At 71.0% G+C, this 17,714-nt stretch carries 19 protein-coding genes; 7 read left to right on the top strand and 12 right to left on the bottom strand.

Annotation, left to right across the window (positions count from 1 at the left end):
• Positions 1 to 56 precede the first annotated feature (56 nt).
• Positions 57 to 611, bottom strand: coding sequence for a cob(I)yrinic acid a,c-diamide adenosyltransferase (locus tag HNQ58_RS12005; RefSeq protein ID WP_183949173.1), 555 nt, complete (start codon positions 609 to 611; stop codon positions 57 to 59).
• Positions 612 to 805: 194 nt separating this feature from the next.
• A complete protein-coding gene (locus tag HNQ58_RS12010; RefSeq protein WP_183949174.1) occupies positions 806 to 1,402 on the bottom strand; it encodes a hypothetical protein in 597 nt (198 codons plus the stop codon).
• An 81-nt stretch (positions 1,403 to 1,483) separates the two neighbouring features.
• Between HNQ58_RS12010 and ubiH the strand changes: the two genes are divergently transcribed.
• Together ubiH and HNQ58_RS12020 are read left to right on the top strand one after the other, a co-directional pair.
• Complete coding sequence (gene ubiH, locus HNQ58_RS12015) at positions 1,484 to 2,692, top strand: 2-octaprenyl-6-methoxyphenyl hydroxylase (protein WP_183949201.1); 1,209 nt, start codon at positions 1,484 to 1,486, stop codon at positions 2,690 to 2,692.
• On the top strand, positions 2,689 to 3,864 hold the full coding sequence (locus HNQ58_RS12020; protein ID WP_183949175.1) for an FAD-dependent oxidoreductase: 1,176 nt from the start codon (positions 2,689 to 2,691) through the stop codon (positions 3,862 to 3,864). The genes ubiH and HNQ58_RS12020 overlap by 4 nt, the downstream gene beginning before the upstream one ends.
• 15 nt (positions 3,865 to 3,879) lie before the next feature.
• Here the strand turns inward: HNQ58_RS12020 and rlmM are convergent, their stop codons facing one another.
• From rlmM to HNQ58_RS12045, 5 genes are all read right to left on the bottom strand, one after another.
• Positions 3,880 to 4,920, bottom strand: a complete 1,041-nt coding sequence (gene rlmM / locus HNQ58_RS12025; protein ID WP_183949176.1) for a 23S rRNA (cytidine(2498)-2'-O)-methyltransferase RlmM — start codon at positions 4,918 to 4,920, stop codon at positions 3,880 to 3,882.
• A 192-nt stretch (positions 4,921 to 5,112) separates the two neighbouring features.
• Positions 5,113 to 5,685 (bottom strand): nucleoside deaminase, encoded by a 573-nt coding sequence (locus tag HNQ58_RS12030; protein WP_183949177.1) that lies wholly within the window; start codon positions 5,683 to 5,685, stop codon positions 5,113 to 5,115.
• A 4-nt stretch (positions 5,686 to 5,689) separates the two neighbouring features.
• A complete protein-coding gene (locus tag HNQ58_RS12035) occupies positions 5,690 to 6,073 on the bottom strand; it encodes a hypothetical protein (RefSeq protein WP_183949178.1) in 384 nt (127 codons plus the stop codon).
• 176 nt (positions 6,074 to 6,249) lie between these two features.
• Positions 6,250 to 7,986 carry a glutamine--tRNA ligase/YqeY domain fusion protein gene (locus tag HNQ58_RS12040; protein WP_183949179.1) on the bottom strand — a complete coding sequence of 579 codons (1,737 nt, stop codon included), beginning with the start codon at positions 7,984 to 7,986 and terminating at the stop codon, positions 6,250 to 6,252.
• Positions 7,987 to 8,050: 64 nt separating this feature from the next.
• Positions 8,051 to 8,569, bottom strand: coding sequence for a DinB family protein (locus HNQ58_RS12045; RefSeq protein ID WP_183949180.1), 519 nt, complete (start codon positions 8,567 to 8,569; stop codon positions 8,051 to 8,053).
• Between the two features lie 63 nt (positions 8,570 to 8,632).
• Here HNQ58_RS12045 and HNQ58_RS12050 point away from each other — a divergent pair, with 63 nt between their 5' ends.
• The 5 genes from HNQ58_RS12050 to HNQ58_RS12070 all read left to right on the top strand — a co-directional run bounded on the left by HNQ58_RS12050 (position 8,633) and on the right by HNQ58_RS12070 (position 13,472).
• Positions 8,633 to 8,911 (top strand): putative signal transducing protein, encoded by a 279-nt coding sequence (locus HNQ58_RS12050; protein ID WP_183949181.1) that lies wholly within the window; start codon positions 8,633 to 8,635, stop codon positions 8,909 to 8,911.
• A 166-nt stretch (positions 8,912 to 9,077) separates the two neighbouring features.
• Positions 9,078 to 11,300: a diguanylate cyclase gene (locus tag HNQ58_RS12055; RefSeq protein WP_183949182.1), complete on the top strand. Its 2,223-nt coding sequence runs from the start codon at positions 9,078 to 9,080 to the stop codon at positions 11,298 to 11,300.
• 214 nt (positions 11,301 to 11,514) lie between these two features.
• A complete protein-coding gene (locus HNQ58_RS12060; protein WP_183949183.1) occupies positions 11,515 to 12,402 on the top strand; it encodes a DMT family transporter in 888 nt (295 codons plus the stop codon).
• Positions 12,399 to 12,917, top strand: a complete 519-nt coding sequence (locus tag HNQ58_RS12065) for an adenine phosphoribosyltransferase (RefSeq protein WP_183949184.1) — start codon at positions 12,399 to 12,401, stop codon at positions 12,915 to 12,917. The genes HNQ58_RS12060 and HNQ58_RS12065 overlap by 4 nt, the downstream gene beginning before the upstream one ends.
• A gap of 180 nt (positions 12,918 to 13,097) precedes the next feature.
• Entirely contained in the window at positions 13,098 to 13,472 is a 375-nt protein-coding gene (locus HNQ58_RS12070) for a hypothetical protein (protein ID WP_183949185.1), read from the top strand.
• A 27-nt stretch (positions 13,473 to 13,499) separates the two neighbouring features.
• Here the strand turns inward: HNQ58_RS12070 and HNQ58_RS12075 are convergent, their stop codons facing one another.
• The 5 genes from HNQ58_RS12075 to oxyR form a co-directional block, all read right to left on the bottom strand.
• Positions 13,500 to 14,081, bottom strand: coding sequence for a DUF3501 family protein (locus tag HNQ58_RS12075; RefSeq protein ID WP_183949186.1), 582 nt, complete (start codon positions 14,079 to 14,081; stop codon positions 13,500 to 13,502).
• Positions 14,082 to 14,147: 66 nt separating this feature from the next.
• Positions 14,148 to 15,491 (bottom strand): heterodisulfide reductase-related iron-sulfur binding cluster, encoded by a 1,344-nt coding sequence (locus HNQ58_RS12080; RefSeq protein ID WP_183949187.1) that lies wholly within the window; start codon positions 15,489 to 15,491, stop codon positions 14,148 to 14,150.
• Between the two features lie 130 nt (positions 15,492 to 15,621).
• A complete protein-coding gene (locus HNQ58_RS12085; RefSeq protein WP_183949188.1) occupies positions 15,622 to 16,041 on the bottom strand; it encodes a rubrerythrin family protein in 420 nt (139 codons plus the stop codon).
• Between the two features lie 145 nt (positions 16,042 to 16,186).
• Positions 16,187 to 16,600 (bottom strand): nucleoside diphosphate kinase regulator, encoded by a 414-nt coding sequence (gene rnk / locus HNQ58_RS12090; RefSeq protein WP_183949189.1) that lies wholly within the window; start codon positions 16,598 to 16,600, stop codon positions 16,187 to 16,189.
• Positions 16,601 to 16,694: 94 nt separating this feature from the next.
• Positions 16,695 to 17,663, bottom strand: coding sequence for a DNA-binding transcriptional regulator OxyR (gene oxyR, locus HNQ58_RS12095; RefSeq protein ID WP_183949190.1), 969 nt, complete (start codon positions 17,661 to 17,663; stop codon positions 16,695 to 16,697).
• Positions 17,664 to 17,714 lie beyond the last annotated feature (51 nt).

Here is a 17,714-nt window from a genome sequence, read left to right on the forward strand (position 1 = left end):
ATCCGCATGTGCGGGGATGGGTCAAGCTTCGATGCTCAGCCTCGAGTCCCGGTTGTTCAACCCTTGCGCCGCTCGTGCCGCCAGAGCACTTCGCCGTGACCGCTGTGGCGGGCCAGCACGCGGGCGATCACGAACAGCAGATCGGACAGCCGGTTGAGGTAGCGCACCGCCTCGGGCCGTACCGGTTCGGCGCGCGACAGCGCCACTGTCTCGCGCTCGGCGCGGCGGCAGATCGTGCGCGCCAGATGGCAGTGCGCCGCGGCCATTCCGCCGCCGGGCAGGATGAAGTCCCTGAGCGGTGGCAGGTCGGCATTGAGTGCGTCCAGGTGCTGCTCCAGCCGCGCCACGTCCTCGTCGTGGATCGCCGCGTGGCCGGGGATGCACAGCTCGCCGCCGAGGTCGAACAGCTGGTGCTGCACCGCGGTCAGCAGCGTGCGGATGTTCTCGGGCAGGTCGCAGGCCAGCACCAGGCCGATGGCGGAATTGGCCTCGTCGACCGTGCCGTAGGCGGCGACGCGGAGCGAATCCTTGGCGACACGGGAACCGTCGCCCAGGCCGGTCGTGCCGTCGTCGCCGGTGCGGGTGTAGATCTTGGACAGGCGGTTACCCACGACGGCACGACCTCGAAGGCAGGGATGCCTGAGCGCAGGCGCCGTGAGGCGCCTGTCGGCGCCCGGCAAAAACCACGTTTTTTGCCGGGCGGGGAGGAAAACGCACAGGAAGTGCGTTTTCCGACATCGAGCCAAGCCCGCCGTCGTCGCCGGTGCGGGTGTAGATCTTGGACAGGCGGTTGCCCACGTGGCGATCAGTGCTTGGCGGTGCGGTGCTCGCCGACCGCGCCCAGCGCACGCAGCGTCATCGCCGCCACGGCGTGGATCGCCGCGGCCACGCCCAGGTACAGGCCGGTGGTGCGCAGGTAGGGCAGGTACCAGTCGGAAAGGTTCTTCATCCAGCCGGCGAAGCTCGGCTCGGATACCACCTCGCTCAGCCAGTAGAAGCTGCCGTTGGAGATCAGGTAGCAGACGCTGATCGACACGAACGCGCTGCCGGCCAGCAGGCCGAGCTCGCGCACGCCGAGGCCGTGGTAGCGCTTGTTGAGCCAGGCGCCGCCCAAGGTCAGGCTCAGATAGGCCGGCAACAGGAACCAGTAGGCCGGCGACACGCAGTAGTGGGTCCAGAAATTCAGCCCCTGGCCGGTGATGACCAGGTAATCCACCACCACCGCCAGCGCCATCAGCGTCGGGAAGGCCCAGCGCAGCGAGCCGCGCAGGTAGAAGCCGGCCAGGAAGAACACCGCCCACGAGGCATCGGGCAGCGCGCCGAAATGATGCAGGCGCGTGGCCGCCATCAGGATGGCGAGCAGGGCGAAGATTCCGATGCGCGTGGGGGACGACAGGCTCATGGTGGACTTCCGCTGGACTGGACCACCGATTCTAGCGGAAGCGCGGGCAGGGGACGCATGGCCCCGCGTATCATGCGCGGCATGAGCGAGCCGGTGGACATCCTGATCGTCGGTGGCGGCCTGGTCGGCGCCAGTTTGGCCTGCGCGCTGGACGGCGCAGGCCGGCGCGTGGCGCTGGTGGAGGCCGTGCCCGCGCACAGCGCGGCACCGCCCAGCTTCGACGAACGCAACCTCGCCCTGGCCGCCGCCAGCCTCAATGCGCTGCGGGCGCTGGGCGTGCTGGCGCACCTGGCCACGCCACCGGCGCCGATCCGGCATATCCACGTCAGCCGCGCCGGCGACTTCGGCGCGGTGCGGCTGGATGCGGCCGAGTATGGCCGCGAGGCCTTCGGTGGCGTGGTGGTGGCGCGCGAGCTGGGCAATGCGCTGGAGGCGCGGCTGTCAGCGCTGGCTTCGCTGCGCCGTCATTGCCCGGCGAAGGTGGTTGCGCTGGAGGCGTTCGCCGACGGCTGGCGCGTCGGGCTCGAGCGCGATGGTGTCCGCGAGGTGGTGGAAACGAAGCTGCTGGTCGCTGCCGACGGCACCCGCAGCTTCGTCCGCGAGGCGCTCGGCATCGGCACGATCGAGCACGACTACGGACAGACATTGTTCGTCAGCACCGTCGCCGCCGACCGCGCGCCCGACGGTCGCGCCTGGGAGCGTTTCACCGATACCGGACCGGTCGCCCTGCTGCCGCGTGCCGACGGCCATTACGGCGCCATCATGGGGGTGGCGGACGAGGATGCCGCGGCCGTCGCCGCGCTGTCCGACGCCGACTACCTCGCGCTGCTGCAGGCACGTGCCGGCGGCCGCGCCGGGCGGCTGCGGCGGGTGGGCCGGCGCAGCCGGTATCCGGTCCGCCGCGTGCTGGCCGAGCGGCTCACCGCGCCGCGTGCGGTGGTGATCGGCAATGCCGCGCAGACCATCCACCCGGTCGGCGCGCAGGGCTTCAACCTGGGCCTGCGCGACGCCCTGACCCTGGCCGAGCTGGTCGCCGATGGTGGCGATCCGGGCGAGCCGGCAAGGTTGGCGCGTTACCCCGTACTGCGCCGTGAGGACCGCGAGCGCACGCTGGCCTTCTCCGATGGCCTGGCGCGGCTCACCGCGAATCCTTCTTTCCCCATGCATGTGTTGCGCTCGCTCGGCCTGTTGCTGCTCGACCGCCTGCCGGGCCTGAAAGCGCCACTGGTGGGCGGCGCGATGGGCTGGCGTGGCGCCGATCTGCAACTCACCCGGGGAGGCGCGGCATGAGCCGGCGCGAGCCGTTCGACATCGCCGTGGTCGGCGCCGGCGTGGTCGGCGCCGCCGCGGCGCTGGCCTTCGCCCGCGACGGTCGCCGGGTGGCCCTGGTCGAGGCGCGCGAGCCGGCGCCGTGGCGCGCCGACACGCCCGATCTGCGCGTGTATGCCTTCGCGCCGGACAACGCCGCGCTGCTGGACTCGCTCGGCGTGTGGCGCGATGTGCTCGCCGCGCGCGCGCAGCCGTACCGGCACATGCGCGTGTGGGACGCGGCAGGCGGCGGCGAACTGGCTTTCCATGCCGAGGCGCTCGGTCGCGACGAACTCGGCTGGATCGTCGAGCACGGCCTGCTGGTCGATCGGCTGTGGCAGGCCATCGTTCGCGAGCCCGGCATCGTCCGCCATTGCCCGGACCACGTCGTCGCGCTCGAGCAGGACGAGCACGCCGCCACGCTCGAACTGCACGGCGGCGCACGGCTGAAGGCGCGCCTGGTGGTCGCCGCCGACGGCGCCGACTCGAAGCTGCGCGAACTCGCCGGCCTCGCCGTCGACCGCCACGATTACGGCCAGCGCGGGCTGGTCGCCTACGTGCGCTGCCAGCGGCCGCACCGGGACACCGCCTGGCAGCGCTTCCTGCCGACCGGCCCGCTGGCCTTCCTGCCCTGCGCCGACGGCCGCTGCTCGATCGTGTGGACGCTGCCCGACGACGAGGCCGCGCGCCTGCTCGCCATCGACGACGCGGCGTTCTGCCGCGAACTGTCGCGCGCCTTCGACGCCACGCTGGGCGAAGTGGTCGAAGTGTCCCGGCGCGTCGCCTTCCCGCTGCGCCGCCAGTTGGCCGACGACTACGTCGCCGGCCGCGTCGTGCTCGCCGGCGACGCCGCACACGCCGTGCACCCGCTGGCCGGGCAGGGCGTCAACCTCGGCCTGCGCGACGTCGCCTGCCTGCGCCGCATCGTCGCCGGCGCGGGCCGGCACGACATCGGCACCGGCCACCGCCTCGCCCGCTACCGGCGCGAGCGCCGCAGCGACAACACGCTGTCGGCCTGGGCCTTCGACGGCATCAATCGGGTGTTCTCCAACGAGGCCCTGCTGCCGACGCTGCTGCGCGGCCACCTGCTCGGCCTGGCCGGGCGCATGCCGCCGCTGGCGCGGCTCCTCGCCCGCCGGGCGGCAGGCATTTGACCGGCAGCGGCGGCCTCAGCGCGGCTGCGCGAGCACGGTGATCTCCTCGCGGTCGTGGTAGAGCTGGCGGGCGCGGATCGCCAGCGGGCGGCCGGCCTGTTCGGCGAACAGGTCCAGGCACAGCCGGGTTTCTTCCCAGCGTTTCTTCATCGGCAGCTTGAGGTTGAAGATCGCCTGCCGGCACCAGCCCTCGCGGAACCATTCGGCCATGCGCGCGGCGACGCGGCGCGGCTGCTCGACCATGTCGCAGACCATCCAGTCGAGCGCTTTCGGCGGCTTCCAGTGGAAGCCGTCGGCGCGCAGGTGGGTCACCAGTCCGCTGTCGAGCAGGTGCGGGCGCAGTGGGCCGTTGTCGATGGCGGTGACGTGGATGCCGTGGCGGGTGAGCACCCAGGTCCAGCCGCCGGGCGCGGCGCCGAGATCGGCGGCGGTCATGCCAGGCCGGAGCAGCCGCTCGCGCTGGTCGGCGTCGAGCAGGGTGAGGATGGCCTCCTCGAGTTTCAGCGCCGAGCGCGAGGGCGCGTCGGGATGCATGCGCAGGCGCGGCACGCCCAGTGGCCAGGGCGAGGCGTCGCGGGTGTCGGCTTCGGCGAGGAAGGCGTGGTTGCCGGCGACGAAGCACACATGCAGGCGCGGGATGCGCGGGTTGTCGCGCTCGCTCAGTCGCCCGGCCTTGCGCAGCGCCGGGCGCAGCGCGTTGCCGAAGGCGCGGGCGAGACCGGCCAGCGGCTTGGCCTGGTCGGTGTCGGGGTGTTCGACGAACAGTTCGCCCCAGCGGCGTTCGGGCAGCGTGGCGAGGATCGGTGCGATGCGGTCACGCGGGTCGAGGTCGCGCAGTTCGGCGAGCAGGCGCAGCTTCTGGCGGGCGAAGATCAGCTCGTGGAACGGCAGCGCCGGCGCCAGCATGTCGCCGTCGGCGCCGAGAAACCGCACGTAACCGCTGCCGCGCTCGGTGCGCGCATGGCCGGGCAGGCCGGCGCGGGCGGCGCGTTCGCCCAACTCGGCGGCGAGTTCGGGCTCGAAGCCGGGGCGGCAGTAGCAGAGCAGGCCGGTCATGCGGTGGCTCGGGTGGATGCCGGGACGGCTTCTGCCGCGAACGGCGTTGCAGCCGCGGATTCGCGCGGATGGGTGCGGATGGAGCAGTCGATCGAGTTGTCCGTGCTCATCCGCGCAGATCCGTGGCCTGGGCGCCTTGCTGTTTCGGCATTGCGTTCGCGGCTGACGTCGTTGTTGCGAGAGCCGGGCGGCTCAATAGCGCTGCCCGGCTTGCTCGCTGTAGTAGCGCAGCACGTCGCGGGCAGGATGGCGCAGGATGTCGCGGCGCACGGCGATGCCGCGCTTCTCCAGTTCGCCGATCCAGTCCAGCGGCAGCGGGCCTTCGTCGAACTCGGTCAGCTCCATCACGTCCTCGGCGCGCGCGCCGATCAGCAGCGCGTCGATGCCGGCCCAGAAGCTGGCCCCGTAGCACATGCAGCACGGCTGCGAGGAGGTCGCCAGGGTGATCGGCCGGACGATGCCGCTGCCCTCGTCGTTGAGACGGAATTGCTGCGTGTCCTGCTGCGCGGTCATGAAGGCCATCATCTCGGCATGGGCGACCGAGCAGGTCTGCGGGATCACCCGGTTGACGCCGACCGACAGCAGCCGGCCGTCGCCGTCGAACAGCGCCGCGCCGAACGGCCCGCCGCTGCCGTGCTCGACGTTGCGGCGCGAGAGGTGGACGGCCAGCGCCACCTTGCTCTCGTCGTCGGGGTAGCGGCGACCGGCGTCGACCTCTTCCTGCAGCCAGGCAGGCAGGGCGAGATGGACCTGGGTGTGCAGCATGCGCTCAGTGCTCCTGGCCTTCGATGAGCGGTGTGGCGAGGACGTTCTCGCAGCGTCCCGCGACGCAGGCGCAGCCGGCGATTTCGGGGAAGCCGCAGATGCCGGCCATCTCTTCCTCGGCGCAGCGTGCCATCACCCGCTCGGGGAAGGTCGGGCTGTCCCTGTTCACGCAGGCCGGGTAGTAGCCGCAGCAGTTGCCGACGTTCTTCACCGCGCAGTCGCTGTCGACCTTGCAGGCATAGTCCACCTCGCCAGGCTCCACCTCGCCAGGCTCGACCGCCGGTGTCGGAGCGTCGGCGGCCGGCGTCTCGGCGTACGGCGCGCAGGCGACCAGCAGCAGGAGCAGCAGGAGCAGCAGGAGCGGCAATGGCAGCAGACGGGCGGTCATGTGTGGGAGCCTCCTCCGTTTCGTTCTGTCGCCCGGGATGGACCGCGGCTCTCCGGCCGGGAAACCGGAAATGTGAAATCGGCCGCGTGGCCTGGCCGCGTTCGTTTGGAACAGCGGTGGTGCTCTCCCGATTTGCGTCCGGTGGGCCAGGACCCACCGGACGGAGCGTACCCCAATCAGCCCTTGCCGCCCTGCCTGGCCCAGGTGTCGCGCAGGGTCACCGTGCGGTTGAACACCGGCCGGCCGGGGGCATGGTCGTGGCGGTCGGCGACGAAGTAGCCCAGGCGCTCGAACTGGAAACGGGTCTCCGGCTCGACGCCGGCCGCGGCCGGCTCCACCCAGCCCTGCACGATGCGGATCGAGTCGGGGTTGAGGTGGTCGCGGTAGGTCTTGCCCTCACGCTCGTCGTCCGGGTCGGGCACGGCGAACAGGCGGTCGTACAGGCGCAGCTCGGCGGCCACGGCGTGGCGCGCCGACACCCAGTGGATGGTGCCCTTGACCTTGCGGTCGGCGCCGGGCATGCCGGGACGGGTGTCGGGGTCGAGCGTGCCGCGCAGTTCGACGATGCGCTCGCCGTCCTTCACTACCTCGTCGCAGCGCACGATGCCCACGCCGCGCAGCCGCACCTCGCCGCCGGGGACGAGGCGATGGAAGCCCTTGGGCGGCACTTCCATGAAGTCCTCGCGCTCGATCCACAGTTCGCGCGAGAACGGCACGCTGCGGCTGCCGAAGGATTCGTCCTTGGGGTGGTTGGGGAAGGTCAGCGACTCCTCGTGCGCCTCCGGCAGGTTGGTCAGCACCAGCTTCACCGGGTCGATCACCGCCAGGCGTCGCGGCGCGGTGGCGTCCAGGTCCTCGCGCACGCAGCCTTCCAGCACCGAAAAGTCGATCAGCGAGTTCTGCTTGCTGATGCCGATGCGGTCGGCGAACAGGCGGATCGAGGCGGGCGTCAGGCCGCGCCGGCGCAGGCCGCAGATCGTCGGCATGCGCGGGTCGTCCCAGCCGGCGACCAAGCCTTCCTGCACCAGTGCCATCAGCTTGCGCTTGCTCATCACCGTGTAGTTGATGTTGAGCCGGGAGAACTCGATCTGGCGCGGCTTGGCGGCCTCGTTCGGCAGGCCCCGTTCGAGCAGCGGCCGCAGCAGTTCGGGGTGGTTGACCAGGTCGACCTTGTCCACGCACCAGTCGTACAGCGGGCGGTGGTCCTCGAACTCCAGCGTGCAGAGCGAGTGGGTGATGCCCTCGATGGCGTCCGACAGCGAGTGGGCGAAGTCGTACATCGGGTAGATGCACCAGGCGTCGCCGGTGTTCTGGTGCGGCACCTTCTTGATCCGGTACAGGGCCGGGTCGCGCAGGTTGATGTTGCCGCTGGCCATGTCGATCTTCGCGCGCAGCGTGCGGCTGCCGTCGGCGAACTCGCCGGCGCGCATGCGGCGGAACAGGTCGAGGTTCTCCTCGACGCTGCGATTGCGCCAGGGGGAGTCGCGGCCCGGTTCGGTAAGGGTGCCGCGGTACTCGCGCACCTGCTCGGGCGTCAGGTCGCAGACGAAGGCGTGGCCGTCGCGGATGAGCTTCTCGGCGGCGAGATAGAACACCTCGAAGTAGTCCGAGGCGTGGCGCAGCTCGTGCCAGTCGAAGCCCAGCCAGCGCACGTCCTCCTTGATCGCTTCCACGTATTCGGGATCTTCCCGGGCCGGGTTGGTGTCGTCGAAACGCAGGTTGCACCAACCGCCGAATTCGGCGGCGATGCCGAAGTTCAGGCAGATCGACTTGGCGTGGCCGATGTGCAGGTAGCCGTTGGGCTCGGGCGGGAAGCGGGTGCGGATGGTGGTGTGCTTGCCGCAGGCCAGGTCGTCGCGGACGATCTGGCGGATGAAGTCGTTCTTCTCGACGGTCGGGGCAGGGACGCTCATGGGCCGTGGTGCGCGCTGAAAACGCGCAGTTTAGCCGGTCGGCGGGACGCAGCGGGGGCCGCGTTCAGCCGCGCAGCGCCTCGCGCGGCAGTTCGAGCAGGTAGTAGGGCAGGTCCATCACCGGCGCCTGCGCGCCGAGCCGGGTCAGGGCGGCGGAGACCTGGCCGCGGTGGTGGGTGGCGTGGTTGAAGACGTGGGCGATCGCGCTGGCCCTGGGCAGCGTGAAGGCATCGCCCTGCAGGTTGCGATAGGCGAAGTCGCTGGCGAGGTCGGCGGCGTCCAGGGCATCGAGATGGTCCTGCCAGCGGCCGGCGTAGCCGAGCAGGGCCGTGCGCAGGGCATCGCGGTCGGCGTACAGCTCCTGGTCGAGGCTGTGGATCGTCCGCGGCGCGCCTTCCAGCCGCTCGCGCCAGAGGTGTTCGACCACCAGCAGGTGGTTGAGGGTGCCGTGGATGCTGCGGAAGAACAGCCCGGCATCGGCGAAGTAGTCGGCCTCGGCCAGTTTGTCGACTTCGGCGTAGAGACGGCGGCAGGCCCACAGGTGGTAGCCGGCCATCAGCCGGAGGTGGCGGTGCAGGTCCATGGCGGCTCCGTGGCGGACGGGAAGGCGTATGCTGCGACGGGACGGCCGGTGGAGGAAGTGACGATGCGTGTGGTCTACGAGGCGGAGAACCTGATCGACGCGCATCTGGTCCGTGGCGCGCTTGAAGAGGCCGGCATCCCGGCCTGGGTGCGCGGGGAATTCCTCACCGGCGCGATGGGGGAGCTGCCGGTCGGCGGCCTGGTCGCCGTCTGCGTGCCGGCCTCGCGCTGGCCCGAGGCCAGCGCCCTGCTGCCGGAGCTGCTGTGCCGCCCCGGTCCGGGCGAAACGCAGGCGGCGGACGAGGGGGTCACGGATCCGGACGGCGGTTTGTTCACGGCCTGAACATGCAAGCGGGGCACATCCCTGCGCCCTCGCCGCGCGGTGCGGTGCAGGCAGGCCGGTCCGGCGTCGGCCCGGCGACCGGTTCGCGGCGGCCGCCCCGGCCGCGCCTCCAGGTTGCACTTTCGCCGCCGGCGGGCAGACTGTACTGGTCCGTAGGGGGAACGGCATGCCGCAAATGGACCCGAAGGGCTGGGGGCTCGTGCTCCTGCTGGCCATGCTGGCCTGGAGCGGCCTGGTCGTGGCCGAGGGGTCGGTTCCGCTGCGGCTGGCCCTGCTGAGCACCGAGGCGGACTACAGCCCGGAGGAAGTGCTGGCCGGGCGGGCGGGCGAATTCCGCGCGCTGCCCGGCGGCCGGGTCCTGCTGCCCGGCGGTTCGGGGCGGACGCACTGGATCCGGATCGAGGCCGAGCTGGACGGCCAGGCCGACGCCCACGACCCGCACCGGGTGCTCTGGTTCGATCGCGTGCCGGTGGCCGAGTTCGAGCTGCATGTGCCGGTCGACGGCGGCTGGTGGCGCCAGTCGCGCAGCTTCTTCGCGCCCGGGCCGGAGGAGGAGCTGCTGGCCAGCGGCTTCGTCTTCCTGCTGCCGCCGCTGCCGGACGGGAAGGTGGTGATGCTGGCGCAGGTGCGCAACCGCGTTGCCGTCAGCCTGCGGCCGATCCTCGAATCCGAGTGGCGCTACCGGCTCGGCGACCGGCGGATGACGGTCGCGCTGAGCGCGATCTATGCCGGCCTGGTGGTGCTGGCGCTGATCGGACTGGCGCTGTTCGCGGCGATGCGCGAGCCGCTGTACCTGAAATTCGTCGGGTTCGCGCTGGCGGCATGGCTGCTGCTGACGGCGGTCAACGGCCATCTGTACGCGATTCCCGGCCTGCGCTGGCTGGGCATTTCCGCCTCCCCCGGCCTGTTCGCCCTCGGCCATGCGACGGCGGCCTGCATCGTCCTGCTGGCGCGCCAGTTCGCCGGCCTGGGCGCCTGCGCGCCGCGCCTGGACGCCATCCTCGGCTGGACGCCGTGGCTGCTGCTGGCGCTGGCCGCGCTGTCGCTGGGCTTGCCGCTGGCGGCGGCCGACGTCATCCAGGTCGGCTCGACCGCGGCCTGGGCAGGAGCCGGGGCGTTGTGCATCGGCTCTTCGGCGATCGCGCTGCGCCACGGGCGCCCGCTGGCGTTGCCGATGCTGCTGCTCTGGTTCGCGCTGTTGGTCAGCGCCTGCGCGCGGCCGCTGGTGTCCTACGGCTGGCTGCCGCAGAACGTGTGGACCATGTACGGTTTCCAGCTGGCGCTGGTGGCGAGCGTCTTCCTGCTCATGCTCGGCCTGACCGGGCGGGTGATGGAATTCCGCAAGCAGCGCGACCGCGCCCGGCTGGCCAAGGAGCAGGCCGACGCCAGCCTGAAGACCGAGCAGGGGCGGCGCCGGTTTGCCGAGAGTCTGGCCGCGTTGCGCGAGGCGGACAACGGCGACATCGAGTGGCTGGCTTTCCGCCGGCTGCTGGAGTCGCTGCGCCCGCTGGTGCCGCAACAGGGCTCGGCGGTGCTGGCCTTCGGCTACCACGGGCTGGACCTGCTGCTGGCCGAGCCGATCGCCCTCAAGGAACGCTACTCGCGCATGCTCGGCGCCCGCGGCGGCACGCTGAAGGGGCTGTGCCGTTCGCGCAATCCGGTCCAGGTGCTGCTGGACGACGGCCAGACGCCCGGCGAGGGGTCGTCGCACGAGCGCGGGCTGTTCGCGGTGGTGCCGCTGCGGATGGACAAGCCGGGCTGGGGCGCGCTCTTGATCGAGCGCCAGCCCTGGGAAAGCTTCGATCACAACGAGCTGCGCCTGGCCGCCGAGTTCGCCGCGATGGCGACGCAGGCGGCCGATGAGGCGGCCGCCGCGCGCGAGCTGCGCCGCAAGGCCGAGCTGGATTCGCTCACCGGGGCCTACAACCGGCACGCGATGGATACCCTGCTCGCGCGGGCGATGGCGGCGGCGCATGCCGCGCACAGTCCGCTGTCGATCCTGTTCGTCGATCTCGACCACTTCAAGCAGGTCAACGACCGCCACGGCCATACCGTGGGCGACCAGTGCCTGCGCGTGCTGGCCGAGACGATCCGCCGCATGCTCGGGCCGGACGATCTGTTCGGCCGCTACGGCGGCGAGGAGTTCATCATCGTCCTGCCCGGGCGTGCCGCCGAGCAGGCCCGCCAGTTCGGCGAGCGGCTGCGGGTGACGGTGTCCGAGCTGCGCATCGGCGAGGGCGAGGACGCGGTGCGTTTCACCGTGAGCATCGGCATCGCCGGCCGGCAGGCCAGCGAGCACGCCGCGCAGCCGGTGATCGACCGCGCCGACCGCGCGCTGTACACGGCCAAGCGCAGCGGCCGCAACCAGGTGCAGATGGCGCCGAGCTGAAGCAATCCGGAAGCCGGTCCCGGGCCGCTCTGGTTGCAGTAGTCCTTGTGCGCACGGATGGCCGGGGCGAGGATGATCGCTCCGCCCTCGCGCGTGTCCCGGTCATGTCCCCACCGATCCACGGCAACGCCAGCCATGCCTCGACCCTGCCACGGCCGGTGTCCGGCCCGGGCGGCGCGCCCGTGTGGCGGCCGGCGACGGAGAGGGCGCCGGCATGACCGCGAAGACCCGCGGCGCGCTGTGGTCGCTGATTGCCGGCGCGGCGCTGATCAGCACCACCGGTGTGCTGGTGCGCTACGCCGACGTCGCGCCGACGGTGTCGGCGTTCTGGCGCATGGCCTTCGGTGGCGTGATGCTGGCCGGCTTCCTGGCCGTCGCCCGGCAGTGGCGGCCGGCGGCGCTGCGCGACTGGGGCTGGATGCTGGCACCGGCGGTGTTCTTCGCGCTCGACCTGTTCCTCTGGCATCGCAGCATCCACGAGGTCGGGCCAGGGCTGGCGACGCTGCTGGCCAACTTCCAGGTGTTCGTCATGGCGCTGGCCGGCGTGCTGCTGCACCGCGAGCGGCTGGGCCCGCGTTTCCTCGGCGGGCTGGCGCTCGCCTTCGGCGGCCTGTGGCTGCTGGTCGGCGTCGACTGGGGCGGCTTCGACGCACGCTACCGGCTGGGCGTGGTGTTCGGCTTGCTCACCGGCCTGGCCTATGCGGCTTACATGCTCAGCTTCCGTCATGCCCAGCGCGAGCGCTCGACGCTGCCGGCGCCGCAGCTGCTGGCGATGAACTCGCTGCTGTGCGCGGCGGTGCTGGCGGCGGCCGTGACCGGCGAGGGCGCCTCGTTCGCGATTCCCGATGCCGGTTCGCTCTGTGCCCTGCTCGCGCTCGGTCTCGTGGGCCAGTGCCTGGGCTGGGTGCTGATCGCCTCGGCGATGCCGCGACTGCCGGCTTCGGTGGTCGGACTGGTGCTGCTGCTGCAGCCCTCGCTGGCCTTCGTGCAGGACGTGCTGCTGTTCGACCGCGCCACCCGCTCCATCGAATGGCTCGGCGTGGCGCTGTCGCTGGCGGGTATCTTTCTCGGCACACTCAAGGCCAACCCGGGCAAGCCATGATGGATTTCGAGACCTTGATCCGCGATGTGCCGGACTTTCCCAGGCCCGGCATCCTGTTCAAGGACATCACGCCACTGCTCGGCCACGGTGCCGGCTTCGCCGCGGCGATCCGGCACATGGCCGAGCCCTGGCGTGCGGCCGGGATCGAGGTGGTGGCCGGCATCGAGGCGCGCGGCTTCATTCTCGGCGCGGCGCTGGCGCGCGAACTCGGCGCCGGTTTCGTGCCGATCCGAAAGCCCGGCAAGCTGCCTGGCCGCACGCTCGGCGCCGACTACGCGCTGGAGTACGGCAGCGACCGGCTGGAAGTCCATGCCGACGCCGTCGCAAGCGGCACCCGCGTGCTGCTGGTGGACGACGTGCTGGCGACCGGCGGCACGCTCGCCGCCTCGCGGCGACTGGTCGAAGGGGTCGGCGCCGATCTGGCCGGCGCGATGGTGCTGATCGAGCTGGCTGCGCTCAGGGGACGTGAGCGCTGGTCGGACACGGTTCCCCTGCGGGCGCTGCTTCGCTACTGAGGCAGGCGCACGGACCGGTCTTCGGCCGGGTCGCCGCATCGTGAATGCGAAAGTCGGCGGACGGTCACATTCCCGCGCTCAAATTCCCGCCCGGGAGGCCGTAATCTCTCGCGCCGCCATGCGGCGACGTGTGGGGGCACGGTCGCCGTCATCCGCTCCCTGGTTTCAAGGTCCACGCCCATGCCGCTCGCCCACCGCATCCCGTTCGCCGTCGTCCTGCTTGCCTCCGTGTCCGCGTTCGCACAGGAGGGCCGCCAGCAGGTCCCGATCGACAAGGCCGCCCAGTACGAGGGGCGCGAGGTCACCGTGTGCGGTCCGGTCGACACCGCCCGCCGCGCGCCCAACGTGCAGGGCGAGCCGACCCTGCTGCACATGGGCGGCGCGTTTCCGCACCACAAGTTCTCCGCCCGCGTCTGGGGACAGGACCGCGACAAGTTCGAGCATGATCTGGAGTCGCTGGTCGGCAGGACGGCCTGCGTCAGCGGCCGGGTGACGCTGGTCGGCAAGCGCCCGGAGGTGGTCCTGTCCTCGCCGGAGGACCTGGCGGTGTTCTGAGTGCGCGGCCAGCCGGGCTCGGGGCGGTCAGGAGAAATCCGCAGTCAATGCCCGGCGCGTGTCCTCGCTGGCCCGTGTTTCCAGGCGCAGGCGGTCGTCGTCGATGCCGAAGGCCAGGCCGGCGCCGGCGCGCAGCGCCATGATCTGCGCCGGCGCGAACTCGAAGCGCAGAAAGTGCACGGCCGCGGTCTTGCCGGCCTCGCTGCGGCCCAGATCCTCGTCGGCGATGGCGAAGATCCGGTCGTGGCCGTCGACCTGTGCGTACACGCGATGCTCGATGCCGCCCAGCCGCGCCAGTTCGCGCCGGCGCTGCTCGATGTCGGGAAACTCGATCAGCATCGTCGCCTTGAGGTTGCTGCCGTCGGGGATCAGCGGGTTGTAGGCGTCCAGTTCGTCCTGGATGCCCTCGGGTTCGAAGATCCGCTCGATCCGCAGCATCTCCTGGATCTGGTACTGGATCGTCAGCCGGTCCTCGAACAGCAGGGTGACGTGCTCGCCCAGACGCAGCCTGCGCGCCTTCTTGTGCGCGAGCACGCGGTTGCGGAACGCGGCGCGCCCGGCCGCGTAGGCCTCCAGCGTGTACAGGTCGGAGCGGGTCAGCTTTTCCATGGCGGTGTTCCCGGCGAGTTCACGAACGGCGTGGGCCCGGCCTGCGCGGGGGCGGCCTGCCCGGCCTCAGATGCCATAGGCCTTGCGCAGCAGACTGATCGGATGCTCGGCCTCGCGGCCATCGCCCAGGCCGTGGGCGATGTGCGCGCCCGCCATCACGCAGTCGCTGGTGAAGTGCTGCGCCTGGGCCTGCTTCACCCGCGTCTCGACCGGCTTGGCGATCTTGCGGGCGAAGCCATAGGTGGCCTTCTTCACGCCGTAGGTGCCGTCGTGGCCCGAACAGCGCTCGATGGCGACGACCTCGGTGTCGGGCACCAGCTCCAGCACCTGTCTGGTCTTCGGTCCGATGTTCTGCACCCGCTGGTGGCAGGCCGCCTGCCAGGCCACCTTGCCGAGCCCCTGCTTGAAGCCGGTGTTCAGCAGGCCGGCCTGGTGACGGTGCATCAGGTATTCGAAGGGGTCGAAGATCGCCGCCTTGACTGCCTGCACCTCGGCATCGTCCGGGTACATCAGCGGGATCTCCTGCCGGAACATCAGCACGCAGGAAGGAATCGGCGCGACGATGTCCCAACCCGCGCGCACGGCGTCCGCCAGCGCCGGCAGGTTGTCCCGCTTGTAGCGGTCCACGCTGTCGAGGTCGCCCAGCTCCAGCTTGGGCATGCCGCAGCACTGGTTGCGGCGGATCAGTTTCACCGCGATGCCGTTGTGCCGGTAGACGGCGACCAGGTCCTCCACCATCTGCGGCTGGTTGTAGCGACCGTAGCAGGTGACGAACACCGCCACCCTGCCGCGCGTGGGACCGGCCGGCGTCGCGTCGGTGCCGTCGTCGTCGTGGGGCACGCGCTTGTCGGCGGTGCGGCTGTGGTAGGTGGGCACGCGGGCGTCGCGATGCACGCCGAGCGTCTTCTCGACCAGCCCGCGCGCCGTTGCATTGCGGTTGGCCCGATTCACCGCCTCGACCACGACCGGGATCGAGGCCAGCCGGCCGACCGTCCTGGTGTTCGACAGCAGCTTCGCCGACAGCGGCGCGCCGTGCTTGCGGAAGGCCACCGCCTTGGCCCGCAGCATCAGGTGCGGGAAGTCGATGTTCCACGGGTGCGGCGGAATGTACGGGCACTTGGTCTGGTAGCACAGGTCGCACAGGTAGCACTGTTCGACGACCTTGGCGTAGTCCGACTTGGCCACGCCGTCGACCTCCATGGTTTCGCTCGCGTCCACCAGGTCGAACAGGGTCGGGAAGGCCTGGCACAGACTCACGCAGCGACGGCAGCCATGGCACAGGTCGAAGACGCGTTCGAGTTCCCGCTCCAATGCGGCCGGGTCCCAGAACTCGGCGCGTTGCCAGTCCAGCGGATGACGGGTCGGCGCCTCCAGGCTGCCTTCGCGCGGCGCGCTCGGTGCTTGGCTCATGGCATGCCTCCTCGTGGAATCGGACGCAGGGGTGGCCGTGACCGCAGACCAGGGCTGCGGTCGTGCAGCGGGCCGCTCCTGCGGGATGAGGACGACACGCGGCGGGCGTGCAGGCCCGCCGCGCGGTGGCTCAGGCGGTGAGCTCGTTGAGCGCCTTGGTGAAGCGGTTGGCGTGCGAGCGCTCGGCCTTGGCGAGGGTCTCGAACCAGTCGGCGATTTCGTCGAAACCCTCGTCGCGGGCGGTCTTGGCCATGCCCGGGTACATGTCGGTGTACTCGTGGGTCTCGCCGGCGATGGCCGACTTGAGGTTGCTGGCGGTATCGCCGAAGGGCAGTCCGGTGGCCGGATCGCCGCAGGCTTCAAGGTATTCCAGATGGCCGTGGGCGTGGCCGGTTTCACCTTCCGCGGTGGAGCGGAACACGGCGGCGACGTCGTTGTAGCCCTCGACGTCGGCCTTCTGCGCGAAATACAGGTAACGACGGTTGGCCTGCGACTCGCCGGCAAAGGCGTACTTGAGGTTTTCCTCGGTCTTGGAGCCTTTCAGGTTCATGGCGTCACCTCGTGGCGGTATGGCTGGAGGATGGCCCGGACGCACCGGGTCGATCCGAGCCTAGCGCCGCGCGGCGACGGAATGAAATTGATTGTGACGATGGCTTCGATAGACGCCATGGATGATGCGGCGCGGCATCCGGCATTCAGCGGTCGGCCCCGTCGGCCGGCGCCGCGGGGGGATGGACCTCGGTGACGCGCAGTCGCAGCTTGCGGCCATCGGGAGTCTCCCAGTCGATGCGCTGGCCCACCGACAGCCCGAGCAGGGCGCTGCCGACCGGCGCGAGCACCGAGATGCGGCCGGCGCCGGCATCGGCCTGGTCCGGGTACACCAGCGTGAGCCGGTGGGTTTCGCCGCCGAGCTCGTCCACGCAGGTGACGGTGGCGTTCATGGTCACCACGTCGGCGGGCATGTCCTGCGGTTCGCGCACCTCGGCGCGCAGCATCTCTTCCATCAGCGCGCGCGCGGCCGGGGTGTGCCTGTACGCGGGCGACTCCAGCAGCGCGTCGAGGCGCGCATGGTCGCGGCTTGAGACGATGATGGCGGGGGCGGACGACATGGCGGCTCCAAAGTGAAACGGGCGGTGCGCGGAGCGCATCGCCCGTCGTGTCGGTTTGTGCGCCTACCGTAGCCCGCGCCGCATCCGGATGCAATCAGTGCGCACCGGTGCGGGCGCGCCGGTCCGGGCCGCGCGGCCTGCGCGCGCGGGCGGGCGGCAGATCGATACTGAACAGCTCTGCCGGCAGCGTGCGGAACACCTCGGCCAGCTTGACCAGGAACTCCCCCATCGCCGAACTCTTGCGCCAGACCATCGCGATCTGCCGGCTCGGCCGCGAATCGCGGAACGGCAGCAGGTGGATGTTCTCCGACTGCGGCACCGGCGGCTTGATCGCCAGGGTGGGCAGCAGGGTGATGCCGACGTTGGCCGCCACCATCTGCCGCAGCGTTTCCAGGCTGGTGGCGCGGAAGCCGGTCTTCTCCTCGGCGCCGGACAGATGGCACACGTCCAGCGCCTGGTCGCGCAGGCAGTGGCCGTCCTCCAGCAGCAGCAGGCTCTCGTTGGCGAGGTCCTTGAGGCTGAGCGATTCGCGCCGGGCGAACGGGTGCGTCTCCGGCACGGCGAGCAGGAAGGGCTCCTCGAACAGCGGCTCGACGTGCAGCTGGTCGTCGTGCAGCGGCAGGGCGAGGATGCCGGCGTCGAGCCGGCCTTCGCGCAACTGGCGCAGGATCGTTTCGGTCTTTTCTTCCACCAGCAGCAGTTCCAGCCGCGGAAAGCGCTTGCGGATCCGCGGCACCGCGTGTGGCAGCAGGTAGGGACCCAGGGTGGGGAACAGGCCGAGGCGCACCGTGCCGGCCTCGGGATCGCGCGTGCGACGGGCGATCTCGTGCAGCTGCTCGACGTCGCTCAGGATGCGCCGGGCGCGCTCGGCGATGTCGCGTCCGGCCGGGGTCAGCATCACCCGGCGCGGCGCGCGCTCGACCAGGGTGACATCGAGCTCCTCCTCCAGCTTCTTGATCTGGGTCGAGAGGGTGGGCTGGCTGACGAAGCAGGCCGCGGCGGCGCGCCCGAAGTGCCGGTGGTCGGCCAAGGCGACGAGATAACGCAGGTCGCGGAGATTCATGGTCTGGCCTCGTGACTTGGACTGGCTGCGCTGTTGCCGGTGCGAGGATGG

Origin of the sequence: Rehaibacterium terrae (assembly GCF_014202935.1) — a bacterium.
In the GTDB taxonomy this organism is placed as follows: Bacteria; Pseudomonadota; Gammaproteobacteria; order Xanthomonadales; family Xanthomonadaceae; genus Rehaibacterium; species Rehaibacterium terrae.